Raw genomic sequence first — 14832 nt, 5'->3', positions numbered from 1 at the left:
CATGGGCATTCTACGCGTTGAAAATCTGGTGGCTGGCTACGGTGATACCGAGATCCTGCACGGAGTCGACCTGGACGTCGCCGAAGGGAAGGTCACCACCATCATCGGGCCCAACGGGGCCGGGAAGTCCACGTTGCTCAAAGCCCTGATGGGGTACCTCATTCCGCGTGCCGGCACGGTCAGCTTTGACGGTGACGAAGTCACTGCCTTGCCAGCGCATGTCCGCGTCTCTAAAGGCATTGCGTTCGTGCCACAGCTCGACAATGTGTTTCCATCCCTTTCGGTCGAAGAAAACCTGAAGATGGGCGGCTACACGCTGACTCGCGAGCTGCTGGGGAGGCGCATTGCCCTGCAGTACGAGCGCTTTCCCCGGCTGGCCGAGCGCCGACGCCAGCGTGTTCACACCATGAGTGGCGGTGAGCGCCAGATGCTGGCGCTGGCGCGGGCCTTGATGACCGAGCCCCGGTTGCTGTTGCTCGATGAGCCGACGGCAGCGCTTTCGCCCCGCATCGCCGCCGAGGTCTTCGAGAAAATTCGTGAGATCAACACGCAAGGGCGCACGGTGCTGATCGTGGAACAGAATGCAGAGCTGTCCTTGCGAGCCTCGACGACCGGCATTGTGATGGCTGATGGCTGCAAAGCTTTTGAAGGTCCGGCAGACAAAATACTGACGGATGAAAAAATTCGTGAAGCCTATCTCGGGACTGCCAAGGACTAGATCCGGTGCCGAGCTCGCGAACGTGACCCTCACCCTCGGGTGGGGGTATTGAGTACCCGCCGCCAGAGTGCGGCTGCTGGATGCATTAAATGTTCAACAGGAGACAAACGCTATGAAGAAGCAACTCGTTCATTTCGCTGCAGGCGTAACGGCGGCGCTTTTTTGTGCAGGCCTGGTCAGCCCCGCATCGGCCGCCGACATCAAGATTGGCGTGCTCGTGCCGCTCACGGGCACCAATGCCATTCAAGGCAAGGACATCTCCCAGGGCATTCAACTGGCGATCGATCAGATCAATCAGGGCCACGACATCCCCATGAAAGGCGGTAGCGCGGTCAAGGTCGATCCGAAGGTGCTGGGTGGGACGATCAAATTGGTGATCGAAGATACCGAGTCGCGGCCGGCTTCGGCCCTGGATGCCATGCGCAAGCTGGTAAACGTCGACAAAGTGCCGGTCGTTCTGGGGATTCTGTCCAGCGGCGTGTGTGTGCCTACTGGCCAGTTTGCGCAGAAGTCCAAGGTGGTCGAGATCTGCTCGTCGTCCACCTCTCCAGAGCTGCGCAAGATCGGACCCTACCTGTTTAGCGCCATGGGGCTCGACGACCTGATGGGTAAGGCCATTGCGGACTTTGCCCACGAGGATTCGGGCGCCAAGACCTATGGCAGCCTGGCGGCGAACAATCCGTTTGGTGTGGGGATGGAAATCCAGTCCTGCAACGAGCTCAAGTCCAAAGATGGCGCAGATTGCGTGACCAAGGTCCGCTACGAAGAAGGCAAGTCTGATTACAACGCCGATTTGCGGCGCACGGTTTCACAAAAGCCGGGTGCCGTGCTCTTTACGGCCTATGGCGCTGACGCGCGCCTGATGTTGCAAGAGGCTTATCAGCTGGGTATTCAGGTGTCGCAGAACTGGTATGCCGATTATCCGTCGCTGTGGGTGACTGACATCCAGAAGTCGCCTCAGGTGGGTGAAGGCATCAAGGGTCTGGAACCGGGTGCCGCCGGCCCGGCCTACGATGCCTATACCGCCGACTTCACGAAGAAGTTTGGGGCAGGCCCGACGACCGTGTTCAGCAGCTATGCTTACGATTCCGCGATGCTCGTGGCTTTGGCCATCCAGAAGGCGAAGGCATCGAATGCCGACGCCATTCGCGATGCCCTGATTCCGGTGTCTCAGAATTACGCTGGCGTCACCGGCAGCAAGGCGTTCGACAAGGACGGCATGCAAAAGAGTGAGTCTTACCGCCGCGTCATCGTGAAGGATGGCAAGATGGTTCCTTACGTGAAGAAGTGATGATCGGAAGTTGATGGCGCGGGGGCGGATCTGGGGTCCGCCCCCGATTCAATTTCGGCGGGCTATGATCAAGGAGGCACTTTGTTCGAGTGCTTCTGGTTTCGACGTGAAAGACTGTTTCGTAAGGATTAAAGAATGACGACTGCTCAATACCCTGACACCAAGCTTCTGATCAATAACCAATGGGTCGACGCGGCCGATGGCAAAACCTTGGATGTGCTCAATCCTGCGACTGGCGAGGTCATTGGCCGCGTGGCTTGCGCAGGCACTCGGGACCTTGATCGTGCCCTGGAGGCCGCGCAGAAGGGCTTCGATGCCTGGCGCAAGATTCCGGCCTTCGAGCGCGCTGCAATGATGCGCCGTGCGGCAGCTCTGCTGCGTGAACGAGCCGAGGACATCGCCCATATTCTGACGCTGGAACAAGGCAAGCCGCTGGCCGAGGCCAGGGGCGAAACGCTGGCGGGTGCCAACATCATCGACTGGTTTGCCGATGAGGGCATGCGCGTGTATGGCCGCATCGTGCCGTCGCGCAATCCGGCTGCCCATCAGATGGCGCTCAAAGAGCCGGTGGGGCCGGTGGCCGCCTTCACCCCCTGGAATTTCCCGATCAACCAGGTGGTGCGCAAGATCGGTGCTGCGTTGGCCGCCGGCTGCTCGTTTCTATGCAAAGCAGCTGAAGAAACACCTGCCTCACCCGCCGCGCTCATTCAGGCTTTTGTCGACGCGGGTGTGCCTGCCGGGGTGGTGGGCCTGGTGTATGGCAACCCAGCCGAGATTTCCAATTATCTGATCCCGCACCCTGTAATTCGCAAGGTGACGTTCACGGGCTCGACCGTGGTCGGCAAGCAGCTGGCCGCGCTCGCCGGAGCACACATGAAGCGGGTCACCATGGAGCTCGGTGGCCATGCTCCGGTCATTGTGGCTGAAGATGCTGACGTCGCCCTGGCCGTCAAGGTTTCGGCCGCGTCAAAGTTCCGCAACGCCGGTCAGGTCTGCATTTCACCCACCCGCTTTCTGGTGCACCGCAGCCTGGTGAAAGAATTCACCCAGGCCTTTGTGCAGCATGCCGAATCGCTCAAGCTGGGGGATGGCCTGGTGGAGGGTACGACGATGGGGCCGCTGGCGAATCCTCGCCGGCTGACCGCCATGGCCAAGGTGGTCGACGATGCGCGCCAGCGCGGTGCCGAAATCCTCACCGGCGGCAAGCGCGTGGGCGAGCATGGCAATTTCTTCGCCCCGACCGTGGTCACCCGTATCGAGACCGACGCCGATTTGTTCAATAACGAGCCCTTTGGCCCCATTGCCGGCATTCGCGCCTTCGATCGCCTTGACGAGGCCGTCAACGAGGCGAACCGCCTGTCGTATGGGCTGGCGGCATACGCATTCACCACGTCCTTCAAGAACGTGCAGTATCTTTCGGATGAAGTTCAGGCCGGCATGCTCTGGATCAATCAGCCGGCTTCCCCTTCGGCCGAGTTGCCGTTTGGTGGCATCAAGGACTCTGGCTACGGGACTGAAGGTGGCCACGAAGCCATCGAAGCCCATCTGAACACCAAGGCGGTGTCGGTGGTGGGGGTTTAGGATTCGGCCTGTGCGCCCGCCCTGTATGTCAGGGCGGGCGCATTCCGGGCACCGCCCTTGCGAGCTTATTTGCAGATTTCCATTTCAGGAGCTTCCCCATGTCATCTTCCCGCGCGCCGTTCCAGTGGCTGGACCCTCTTTTGCTCGATGCCCAGCTCAGCGACACCGAACGCATGATTCGCGATGCCGCGCATGACTATTGCCAAGGCCGGCTGGCGCCGCGAGTACAAGAAGCGTTTCGTCACGAGAAGGCAGACCCGTCGATCTTTCGTGAGATGGGTGAGCTGGGCCTGCTCGGGATCACCATCCCTGAACAATACGGTGGCGCGGGGTTGAACTACGTGAGCTACGGGCTCGTCGCTCGTGAAGTCGAACGAGTCGATTCGGGTTACCGCTCCATGATGAGCGTGCAGAGCTCATTGGTGATGGTGCCCATCAATGCCTTCGGCACTGAAGCCCAAAAGCAAAAATATCTGCCGCGCCTGGCTACCGGCGAGCTCATTGGCTGTTTTGGCCTGACTGAGCCTGATCACGGCTCCGATCCAGGCTCCATGGTGACGCGCGCAAAGAAGGTGTCGGGAGGTTTCACCTTGTCAGGCGCCAAGACCTGGATCACCAATAGCCCGATTGCCGATGTGTTCGTGGTGTGGGCCAAGGATGACGAAGGGGTGATTCGTGGTTTCATTCTCGAGAAAGGGATGAAGGGGCTTTCCGCGCCTGCAATTCATGGCAAAGTGGGCTTGCGGGCCTCGGTCACAGGTGAAATCGTGCTCGATCAGGTCTTTGTTCCGGACGACAATGCGTTCCCTGAAGTCCGTGGCCTCAAAGGCCCGTTCACTTGCTTGAATTCGGCGCGTTTCGGGATCGCCTGGGGGGCCTTGGGCGCTGCCGAGGCGTGTTACGAGACGGCTCGCCAGTATGTGATCGACCGGCAGCAGTTCGGACGACCTTTGGCAGCCAATCAGCTGATCCAGAAAAAGCTGGCCGATATGCTCACCGAGATCACGCTGGGGTTGCAGGCTGTGCTGCGCGTGGCGAGGCTCAAGGACGAAGGCGCGTCCGTAGTAGAAGTGACCTCGCTCATCAAGCGCAATTCGTGCGGCAAGGCGCTGGACATTGCCCGCTTGGCCCGAGACATGCTGGGCGGCAATGGCATCTCCGACGAGTTCTGCATCGCGCGTCATCTGGTGAATCTCGAGGTGGTCAATACCTACGAAGGGACCCACGACGTGCACGCGCTGATCCTGGGGCGAGCCATTACGGGCATCGCCGCGTTTGCGAACTGAACCTGGGCCAGCGCTGGCAGGCTAGCGCTTTAATCGTGCGAAAGCCTCTGCCATCGCGCCTTGCGGCGCACTGGAGGGGCGCCCGGGGCGCCCTTGTCTACTGTCCCGCCGTTGAGGGGCCGCAGTCGTGCGGGCGTGTGTTCCGGCGTCATCCTTGCGCATGCTCAGTGCGATGCGTTTGCGGGCCACGTCCACTTCGACCACGCGCACCGTGACGGTCTGACCGACCCGCACGACGTCGCGGGGATCTTTCACGAACTTGTCTGCAAGCGCTGAAACATGCACGAGTCCGTCCTGGTGCACGCCGATGTTCACGAAGGCACCAAAGTTTGCGACGTTGCTGACCACGCCTTCCAGTACCATGCCGGGGACGAGATCCTTGATGTCCTTGACGCCTTCCATGAATCGGGCAGTCTTGAATTCGGGGCGCGGATCACGACCCGGCTTTTCCAGCTCGGCAAAAATGTCTCGGACGGTGGGAAGGCCGAAGCGCTCGCTGGTGAAATCTGCAGGCGACAGTCCCTTGAGGGCTTCTGGCTGTCCCATGATCTCTGCGGCAGGTTTGCCGGCCTTGAGCACGATCTGTTCGACGACCGGATAGGCCTCGGGGTGTACAGAGGAGGCATCCAGCGGGTTGTCGGAGCCCGGGATGCGCAGAAAACCGGCTGCTTGTTCAAAGGCCTTGTCGCCAAAGCGTGGCACGTCGAGCAGATTGCGCCGGTTGTGGAAGGCGCCGTGCGTTTCACGCCACTGGACGATGTTGTGAGCCAGCGTGGTGTTCAATCCCGACACGCGCGTGAGCAGCGGGGCGGAGGCCGTGTTCACGTCCACGCCCACGGCGTTGACACAGTCTTCCACGACGGCGTCGAGTGACCGTGCCAGCTCGCGTTGGTTGACGTCGTGCTGATACTGACCCACGCCGATGGCCTTGGGGTCGATCTTCACCAGTTCGGCCAGTGGGTCCTGGAGGCGTCGTGCGATCGAAACCGCACCGCGCAAGCTGACGTCCAGTTCCGGGAATTCGTGGGCTGCGAGCTCTGAGGCGGAATACACCGAGGCTCCCGCCTCAGATACCACCACACGTTCGAAGATGAGCTCCGGGTGTCGTTCTTTCAAGGCCGCCATCAGCTGTTCGGTTTCACGCGATGCAGTGCCATTGCCGATGGCAACCAGCGGGATCTGGTGGCGCGATTGAATGGTGGCCAGCGTGCGCAGACTGCCTTCGACGTCCTTGCGCGGTTCGAAAGGATAAATGGTGGCGGTTTCCAGCAGTTTGCCCGTCGCGTCGATGGCGGCCACCTTTACGCCCGTGCGAATCCCCGGATCCAACCCGAGCACGGCCTTGGGGCCCGCCGGCGCCGCCAGCAGCAGGTCTTTCAGATTGGCGGCGAAGACGCGGATGGCCTCGGACTCGGCACTTTCGCGCAGTCGGCCCATCAGCTCGGTTTCGAATGTGGTCAGCAGCTTGACTCGCCACGTCCAGCGGCAGACTTCTGCGAGCCAATGTTGACGTGATGTGGCTTGTGTGTCGAAGCGGGCGTCTACGGACAGGAGTTCAGCCACCTGGCGTACGCAGGGATGGGGAGTCTCGCCCTCGCGCGTGGGGTCCAGCCCCAGACGCAGGTCCAGAATTCCTTGCTGGCGTCCGCGCAGCAAGGCAAGAATGCGATGCGATGGAAGGGTGCGCAGGGCTTCGCTGAAGTCGAACCAATCGCGAAAATTCGCGCCCTCGGTCTCTTTGCCTTCCATGACCTTGGCATACAGAAGTCCGGTCTCCCAGAGTTCCGTGCGCAGTGTTTGCAGCAGGATGGCTTGTTCTGCAAAGCGTTCGGCCAGGATGTCGCGGGCGCCATTGAGCGTGGCGCGTACGTCGGCGAACCCGGCCTCTGCATTCAGGTAGGCGCCCGCCTGAGTCTCGGGGTCTGCCGATGCGTCCCTGAGGATCAGGTCGGCCAGGGGCTCGAGGCCGGCCTCACGCGCAATCTGTGCTCGCGTGCGGCGTTTGGGTTTGTAGGGGGCGTACAGGTCTTCCAGCTGTTGCTTGCTGTCTGCGGCGATCAGCTGTGCCTGCAGCGCGTCGGTGAGCTTGCCCTGTTCCAGGATCGAGTTCAGGATGGCTGTGCGGCGTGCCTCGAGTTCGCGGATATAGAGCAGCCGTACTTCAAGCTGGCGCAAGATGGTGTCGTCCAGCCCTCCGGTAGCTTCCTTTCGGTAGCGCGCAATGAAAGGGACTGTAGCGCCCGAGTCCAGCAGGTCCACCGCCGCGGCAACTTGCGCAGGACGCGCGTTCAGTTCTGCCGTGAGAAGTCGCAGGATGCGCGCAGGGTCGGTTCCCTGCTGGAGAGTGCCTGAAAGAGAGGAATTCATGTCCATCTTAAAATACGGTCTTCAAGCGCCGCATTGTGCCATAGCTGTCCCTGGGCTTCGCTGGGATTGACGTATCATCTTTCGCATTTGGCGCTGCTGTCACATCGTTTACCTTATGTTTCCTGAAGATCTGAGCCAGGTGTTTGGTCCTGAAGGGCCACTGGCGGGCTCCTTGAGCGGTTACGTGCCGCGCGTCGCGCAGCTTGAGCTTGCGAGCGCAATTGAAGATGCCATCGCCAGCCAGCAAGTACTGGTGGCCGAGGCAGGGACGGGCACGGGCAAGACCTGGGCCTACCTCGTGCCGGCTTTCCTGTCAGGCGGAAAAACCCTGGTGTCTACGGGGACGCGAACGCTGCAGGACCAGCTGTTTCGCCGCGACATTCCCCGCTTGCGCGAGGCGCTCGCTTTGCCGGTTGACGTGGCTCTGCTCAAGGGGCGCAGCAATTATGTGTGCCACTATCACCTGGACCGTCTGACACAGGACTCCCGAGCACTGAAGTCCCGCGAAGAGATCCCGCAACTGCGAGAAATTCAACGGTTCTTGCGTGAGACCGACAGCGGGGACAAGGCCGAGCTGCCCACGGTCCCAGAGAATGCCGACCTCTGGAATCGCGTGACGTCTACCCGCGAAAACTGCCTGGGCCAGGAGTGTCCATTCATCAAAGACTGTTTTTTGATGAAGGCCAGGCGTCATGCGCAGGAGGCAGACGTGGTGGTGGTGAATCATGCCTTGTTCATGGCCGATCTGGCTTTGCGCGAGGAAGGAATTGCGGATTTGCTGCCTGAGACGCAGCTGGTGGTGTTTGACGAAGCGCACCAGTTGCCAGAGACCGCGACGCGTTTCCTGGGGCAAAGCGTGTCCCTGCACCAGATTCTGGATTGTATGCGGCTTGCCGAGGCGGCCGGGCTGGCTCACGCGCGTGAGACAGTGCATTGGAGCGATTTGTGTCGGGTGCTGGAATCGTCCGTACGCGAGTTTCGGCTGGCGGGGGCAGCCATCTCGCAGCTGCCGGGCGGACGGGTCACGTTTGAGCAGATCCCCGAGGCAGAGCCGTTCGACGCCGCGCTGGAGGCCATGGTGAAGGCGCTGGACACCTTGGCTGAGGCGTTGGCCACACAGGAAGAGCGCCATCCCGACCTGGCGACGGCGACGCGGACGGCACGTTCGCTGCGAGCCCGCCTGGTGCAATGGACTCAGCCGGCCCGGGGTGAGTCGGATCCCCCGGATCAGGCGGCGGTGCGATGGATCGAGCACGGGCAGCAGTCCGTGCGGTTGTTTCGCGCACCGCTATCGGTAGCCCGGATTTTTTCGGGCTTTCGGCGTCCCGAGCAGACCTGGGTGCTCACCTCTGCCACGCTGTCGGTGAAGGGTAATTTTGCGCATTTTCAGCACCAGCTGGGGTTGGGAGATGCCCAGACCCGTAGCTGGGCTTCTCCCTTTGATTATCCCGCCCAGGGCTTGCTGTACGTGCCTCAGGCGCTGCCCTGGCCCAGCGCTGCGGGGTTTACGGACGCTTTCGTGGCGGCATTGCTGCCGCTGGTGGATGCTTGTACGGGTGGCGTCCTGGTGCTTTGCACCACGTTGCGCGCCGTTGAGCGTGTCGCCGATCAACTATTGCGCGGGATGCTGCAGTCAGACCGTTCTGTCATGCGTCAAGGGGAGGCGACGCGCGGCGTGTTGCTCGAGCGCTTTCGGGCAGCCGGCAATGCTGTGCTGGTCGGGAGCACCAGCTTCTGGGAAGGCATCGACGTCCCGGGTGATGCACTGACCTTGGTGGCCATCGACAAACTCCCGTTCGCGCCGCCTGACGATCCGGTGCTCGAAGCTCGCCTGAATGCCTGCCGGGCTGAAGGAGGCAATCCCTTCATGGAGTACCAGTTGCCCCAGGCCGCGTTGCTGCTCAAGCAGGGGGCAGGCCGGCTGATCCGCTCGGAACGGGATTGGGGCGTACTGATGGTGGGCGATGGCCGCCTGGTCGACAAACCCTACGGCCGATTGCTGTGGCAGGGTTTGCCGCCCTTTGCCCGCACCCGCGATCCACAAGTGGCCTTGGGTTTCATATCCGCTTCGCCCCATCAGGGCTCAGCGGAGGGTGCAGAAGAGGCAGCCGGCGGTGTCAGAGCCAGTTGAGTGGGTTCCAGGCGCTTTCAGGGTCGTCCAGCCCTTGCTTGTAGTACTTGCTGTTCGGAAAGTTTTTATCCAGCACGCGCTTGGCGTCGTCGCGCAGTTTGTCGAGGTGCAGCTTGTTGTAGCTGATCACCATGATGTAGAGCGCCTTCTGGACGATGGGCGCCCCCTGAAAATCGGTGACCACCTTTTGTGCACGGTTGGCGGCGGCCACGTAGGCACCGCGTTTGTAGTAGTACTCGGCGACGTGGACTTCGTTTTCTGCAATCGTATTCACCAGCCAGGCGGCGCGCTTGCGTGCATCTGGGGTGTAGCGGCTGTCCGGGTAGCGCTTGATGAGCTCGTTGAAGGCTTCGTAGGATTCACGCAGGCCCTTGGGGTCTCGCTCGCTGGGGTCCTGACGCGTGATGTTCGACAAGATGGCGCTGGGGGGCGTGAAGGTAATCATGCCCTTCAGGTACAGCATGTAGTCGGTGCCCGAGTGGTTGGGGTACTGCTGCATGAACCGGTCGATCGCCGATCTGGCCTGTTCGGGCTCGTCGTCTTTCCAGTCGACGTAGGCTTCATCGATCAGGGCTTGTTGCGCATACACGCCAAAGGGGTAGCGGGCTTCCAGGGCTTGAAGATTTTTGCGCGCATCAGTCCAGCTGCCGCCGCTCATGTCGGATTTGGCTTGGGTGTACAACTGCTGCGCGGTCCAGCCCGCAGTGGGGTCTGCCGTGTTGGTCAGAGAGCAGCCTGCCACCAGCGTGACGAACAGGCAAGCGCTGGTAATGCGCGCGAGGCGCGGCAGGGATTTCAGGCAAACGGATGCATGCACGGCCACAGAGCGTCCTTGATCAAGGTGATAGCATTGTCGGCAGATTATATGATTAGTCGCCATGCCTGACACGGATACCCCCCCAGTAGACCTAGAGGCCAATGAGCCCAGGCGCTTCAGCGTACCACTGACCGCATTGCCAGATCGTCTGGACAAGGTCTTGGCCCATCTCATGCCTCAGCATTCGCGCAGCCGCCTTCAGACCTGGATTGAGGGCGGCCATGTGCGGGTCGATGGGACGCTCGGACACGTCAGGACGCGTGTTGGCCCGGGGGCGCACATTCTGGTGTGGCCGCAGCAGGCGCCGGAAGACCTGGCTTTCATCCCCGAGGCCGTCGATTTCGAGGTTGTCGCGGAATCTCCCGACTGGATCGTCGTGAACAAGCCGGCAGGCCTGGTTACCCACCCGGGGGCAGGGAACTGGCATGGGACTTTGCTGAACGGTTTGCTGCACCGGTATCCAGAGCTCGCCCACGTGGCGCGTGCCGGGATCGTGCATCGCCTGGACAAGGACACCTCGGGTCTTCTGGTGGTGGCTCGCACCGAAACCGCACAGACAAATTTGGTTCGGCAGCTGCAGGCCCGCACCGTCAAGCGCGAATACCGAGCATTGGTGCGAGGCACGCTGACGGGTGACGGCGTCGTCCGCGCGCCGATTGGTCGCGATCCCCGTGTACCAGTGCGCATGACCGCTGACCGACCTGTGGCGCCCAAGGTCGCCATCACACACTACACCGTTCTGACCTGCGGTCAGGTTCAGGGCCAGGCGGTAACCGAAGTCATGTGCCGGCTCGAAACTGGCCGTACTCATCAGATCCGGGTGCACATGGCGCTTCTGCATCATCCTTTGGTTGGCGATGGGCTGTATGGCGGGCCGGGCCTGTTGGGCGCGTCGCGCCAGATGCTCCATGCGCGCGCCTTGAGCTTTCAAGACCCGTGCACTGAAGAATGGCAGTCTTTTTCAGCCGAATTGCCAGACGACTTTCAACGCATTCGCAGTCAGATTACCTGGGGGTAGTGTTCATGCCGTCTATTGCTCTTGCATCTGGCCTCTGCGGAACTGCAGGCCAGCCATGGCCGGGTGTGCGATATTTCTGCACTCAACGACAGGGGGGGGTGAGCCAGCCGCCCTGGGATGGACTGAACCTGGGGCTGCACGTGCAGGATGATCCTCTGGCCGTACGTGCCAATCGTGCGAGTCTGCTGCAGTCGGTGCCCTCGGAGCCGCTCTGGCTGGAACAGGTCCATGGCACGCAGGTGTGCGAGGCCGACGTCGGCGGCGTGTGGTGTGCCACTGGGGTCCCTTGTGCCGATGCGGCGGTCACGACAGTGCGCAATCGGCCCTTGGCCATCATGACGGCGGATTGCCTGCCGGTCGTCCTGGCGGATGATGCTGGTAGCGTGCTGGGGGTCGCTCATGCCGGTTGGCGAGGCCTGGCGGCGGGCGTACTCGAGAACGTCGTGGCCGTCATGCGGCGGCGGGCGCTTCGGGCGACGGGCTGGCGTGCCTGGGTGGGTCCGGCCATCGGTCAAGAAGCTTTCGAAGTGGGTGATGAGGTCTTTCACGCGTTCGTCGATCCCGATCCGCAGGCTGCTACCTGTTTTGCGCGCTGGCCGGGTACGCAGCGATGGCATGCGGATCTGGCCGGTCTCGCACGGCGGCGGCTGAAGCTGGCCGGTGTGGCTCGGGTAGAACTCAGCGGCGAGTGCACGTATCGTCAAGCGGATCGGTATTTTTCTTATCGCCGCGAAACCCCTACGGGGCGCCAGGCAACGCTCGCGTGGCTGGTATAAAGTGCAAGAATGTCGATGTGTAAAGCCTTATATGCGCCTTTCGGGCTCCCGACTTACCCGAATTGACGTGATCTGTCAGGATGTCAGAATGAGTCACAGATGATTGATGTCGGCGCGGGCTGGCAGGGAGGATAAAGTGGGTGATGGCAATCCTTCTCAACCGTTGAATTCGCCGCGCGTTGCGCCGGATCTGCTGGCGGCCATTCAGTCTGATTTTGTCAGCGGCTGGCAGTCGCTCATGGATCAAGCCCGGCGGGGTGTCTTGTCCGCACCCGACGATCGGCGGTTTTCATCCGACGCGTGGCTGCGTAATCCACAGTCTCTTTTTTCCGCACATGCTTATTTGCTGGTGGCACGCACCATGCAGCGATTGGCCAACGCCTCCGATCTTAGCCACTCCGTCCGAGCACGGCTTCAGTTTTCAGTGATGCAGTGGGTCGAGGCCTGTTCTCCTGCCAATTTCCTTGCCAGCAACCCGAAGGCTCTGCAGGCCTTGGCCGAGTCGGGGGGCGCGTCTTTGCAGCAAGGCTTGTCCAATCTGCTCAACGACCTCCGGCGGGGTCGCATCACGCAGACCGACGAGTCCGCCTTTGCACCGGGCCGCAATCTGGCGATGACCCAGGGCGCCGTGGTCTACGAAAACGCGCTCATGCAGGTCATACAGTACCAGCCTCAGACATCCCAGGTGCATGTGCGGCCGCTGCTCATGGTGCCGCCATGCATCAACAAGTACTACATTCTCGACCTGCAGCCCGCCAATTCGCTGGTGCAGCATATCGTGCAGGCCGGTTTTCAGGTCTTCATGGTGTCCTGGCGCAACCCCCAGGCGGGTGACACTGACGGCATCGATCACAAAACGTGGGATGACTATATTGAACAGGGCGTGCTGCAGGCCGTCCGGGTCGTCCAGGCGTTGACTCGCGAGCCTCAGATCAACGCGCTTGGGTTTTGCGTAGGTGGGACCCTGCTGGCCTGTGCCTTGGCCGTGGCACGAGCACGAGGCGAAGATCCGGTGGCTGCGCTCACCCTGCTCACGACCTTTCTCGATTTTCGCGACACCGGTCTCCTGGGCGTTTTCGTCGATGAGTCCCATGCCCGCATACGCGAGCAGCAATTGGGTAAAGAGGGACTCATGACGGCGGGCGAGCTGTCCACTACATTTTCGTTCTTGCGGCCGTCTGAACTCGTCTGGGACTACGTCGATTCCAACTATCTCATGGGGCAGGCGCCGCGGGCATTTGATCTGCTGTCCTGGAACGCCGATGCCACGAATCTTCCCGGCCCGTTTTTTGCCTGGTATTTCCGTAATACCTATCTCGAGAATCGGCTGAAGTCCGGCAGCCTGCAGGTCTGCGGCAAGGTCGTCGATCTGCGAGCGCTCGACATGCCGACCTATCTCTATGCCTCCAAAGACGACCACATCGTACCCTGGATGTCGGCCTACGCGTCCACGTTGCTGCTGCGGGGGCCGCTGCGTTTCGTGCTGGGGGAATCCGGGCATATTGCAGGCGTCATCAACCCCCCAGAAAAGGGTCGTCGAGGCTATTGGGTCACCGGCGGTGGCGATGCAGATGCCGGACTTCCAAGTGATCCGCAGTCCTGGCTGGACAATGCCGCCCACCGGCAGGGTAGCTGGTGGCCCGATTGGCTTGCCTGGCTCGAGGATCAGTCCGGACCCTTGCGGCGCCCTCGCCGCACGCTGGGGAGCAAACAGTATCCGGTCATAGAGCCCGCTCCGGGGCGCTACGTCATGGTAAAAGCAGACTGAAAGGAGAAAGCGATGAGCGGAAAACTGGCTTATGTCACAGGAGGTATGGGCGGCATCGGAACGTCAATCTGTCAGCGCCTGGCCAAGGAGGGCTTCAATGTCGTGGCTGGCTGCGGGCCTAGTCGTGATTATGCAAAGTGGCTGAACGAACAGGCTGCACTGGGTTACAAGTTCAGCGCTTCCGTGGGCAATGTGGCCAATTGGGACTCAACGGTCGAAGCCTTCGTGAAGGTCAAAGAGCAGTTTGGACCCGTCGACGTGCTGGTCAACAATGCCGGCATCACTCGCGATGGCACGTTTCGCAAAATGTCTCTCGAAGACTGGCGTGGGGTCATAGACACCAATCTGAACAGCCTGTTCAACGTCACCAAGCAGGTGATCGATGACATGGTCGAGCGACAGTGGGGGCGCATCATCAACATCAGTTCCGTGAACGGACAGAAGGGCCAGTTCGGACAGACCAACTATTCCACGGCAAAGGCGGGGATTCACGGCTTTACCATGGCGCTGGCACAGGAAGTCGCCAGCAGGGGCGTGACCGTGAATACGGTATCGCCTGGCTACATCGGGACGGATATGGTTCGTTCGATCCGCCCCGACGTCTTGGAAAAAATCGTTGCCACCATCCCGGTGAAACGTCTGGGTACCCCTGAAGAGATCGGCTCCATCGTCGCCTGGCTGGCTTCTGATGACGCGGGTTTTGCGACGGGTGCGGACTTTTCGCTGAACGGCGGCTTGCACATGGGTTGAATGATGACGCGGCGGAATACAACTTCAGAACAGACTCACCGGTTGATCAAGAAATACCCCAACCGGCGGCTTTACGACACGCAGTCCAGCGCCTATATCACGCTGGCGGACATCAAGCGGCTGGTGCTGGACAATGCGGACTTTCAGGTCGTTGATGCCAAAAGCGGCGACGACCTGACCCGCAGCATTCTGCTGCAGATCATTCTCGAAGAAGAAACTGGCGGGGTGCCGATGTTCTCGGCCAACGCCCTGGAACAAATCATCCGCTTCTACGGCCATGCCATGCAGGGGGTGATGGGGATCTTCCTGGAGAAGAATATCCAGGTTCT

Annotated in this window: 12 protein-coding genes; 10 read left to right on the top strand and 2 right to left on the bottom strand. The window is 61.1% G+C overall.

The genetic code is table 11. The features are described from left to right. Nucleotide 1 precedes the first annotated feature (1 nt). From VF285_RS00545 to VF285_RS00530, 4 genes are all read left to right on the top strand, one after another. Nucleotides 2-718: an ABC transporter ATP-binding protein gene (locus tag VF285_RS00545; protein WP_346950662.1), complete on the top strand. Its 717-nt coding sequence runs from the start codon at nucleotides 2-4 to the stop codon at nucleotides 716-718. A 112-nt stretch (nucleotides 719-830) separates the two neighbouring features. Then, entirely contained in the window at nucleotides 831-2009 is a 1179-nt protein-coding gene (locus VF285_RS00540) for an ABC transporter substrate-binding protein (protein ID WP_346950661.1), read from the top strand. Between the two features lie 135 nt (nucleotides 2010-2144). Then, nucleotides 2145-3590 (top strand): NAD-dependent succinate-semialdehyde dehydrogenase, encoded by a 1446-nt coding sequence (locus tag VF285_RS00535; protein ID WP_346950660.1) that lies wholly within the window; start codon nucleotides 2145-2147, stop codon nucleotides 3588-3590. Nucleotides 3591-3688: 98 nt separating this feature from the next. Beyond that, the gene (locus VF285_RS00530) at nucleotides 3689-4876 is read left to right on the top strand and encodes an acyl-CoA dehydrogenase (RefSeq protein ID WP_346950659.1); all 1188 of its coding nucleotides are present in this window, start codon (nucleotides 3689-3691) and stop codon (nucleotides 4874-4876) included. Nucleotides 4877-4897: 21 nt separating this feature from the next. Here VF285_RS00530 and VF285_RS00525 read toward each other — a convergent pair whose 3' ends face one another. Continuing rightward, a complete protein-coding gene (locus VF285_RS00525; RefSeq protein ID WP_414648032.1) occupies nucleotides 4898-7243 on the bottom strand; it encodes a Tex family protein in 2346 nt (781 codons plus the stop codon). 115 nt (nucleotides 7244-7358) lie between these two features. Here VF285_RS00525 and VF285_RS00520 point away from each other — a divergent pair, with 115 nt between their 5' ends. Next, nucleotides 7359-9374, top strand: a complete 2016-nt coding sequence (locus VF285_RS00520; RefSeq protein ID WP_346950657.1) for an ATP-dependent DNA helicase — start codon at nucleotides 7359-7361, stop codon at nucleotides 9372-9374. On the opposite strand, the gene VF285_RS00515 is transcribed toward VF285_RS00520, so the two are convergent. After that, the gene (locus VF285_RS00515) at nucleotides 9361-10197 is read right to left on the bottom strand and encodes an outer membrane protein assembly factor BamD (protein WP_414648031.1); all 837 of its coding nucleotides are present in this window, start codon (nucleotides 10195-10197) and stop codon (nucleotides 9361-9363) included. The two genes, VF285_RS00520 and VF285_RS00515, sit on opposite strands and share 14 nt — an antisense overlap. Nucleotides 10198-10252: 55 nt before the next feature. On the opposite strand from VF285_RS00515, the gene VF285_RS00510 reads away from it, so the two are divergent. The 5 genes from VF285_RS00510 to phaR form a co-directional block, all read left to right on the top strand. Next, nucleotides 10253-11209, top strand: coding sequence for an RluA family pseudouridine synthase (locus tag VF285_RS00510; RefSeq protein WP_346950656.1), 957 nt, complete (start codon nucleotides 10253-10255; stop codon nucleotides 11207-11209). Next, nucleotides 11140-11985, top strand: coding sequence for a peptidoglycan editing factor PgeF (gene pgeF, locus VF285_RS00505; RefSeq protein WP_414648030.1), 846 nt, complete (start codon nucleotides 11140-11142; stop codon nucleotides 11983-11985). The genes VF285_RS00510 and pgeF overlap by 70 nt, the downstream gene beginning before the upstream one ends. A 106-nt stretch (nucleotides 11986-12091) precedes the next feature. After that, on the top strand, nucleotides 12092-13753 hold the full coding sequence (locus VF285_RS00500) for a PHA/PHB synthase family protein (protein WP_414648029.1): 1662 nt from the start codon (nucleotides 12092-12094) through the stop codon (nucleotides 13751-13753). A gap of 12 nt (nucleotides 13754-13765) precedes the next feature. Then, entirely contained in the window at nucleotides 13766-14503 is a 738-nt protein-coding gene (phbB, locus tag VF285_RS00495; protein ID WP_346950653.1) for an acetoacetyl-CoA reductase, read from the top strand. Nucleotides 14504-14506: 3 nt separating this feature from the next. After that, a partial coding sequence (gene phaR / locus VF285_RS00490) for a polyhydroxyalkanoate synthesis repressor PhaR (RefSeq protein ID WP_346950652.1) occupies nucleotides 14507-14832 on the top strand: 326 nt, incomplete at its 3' end.

Source organism: Castellaniella sp. (genome assembly GCF_036379515.1).
Taxonomy (GTDB): Bacteria; Pseudomonadota; Gammaproteobacteria; order Burkholderiales; family Burkholderiaceae_B; genus Castellaniella.
This window is presented reverse-complemented; position numbering and strand designations above follow the sequence as displayed.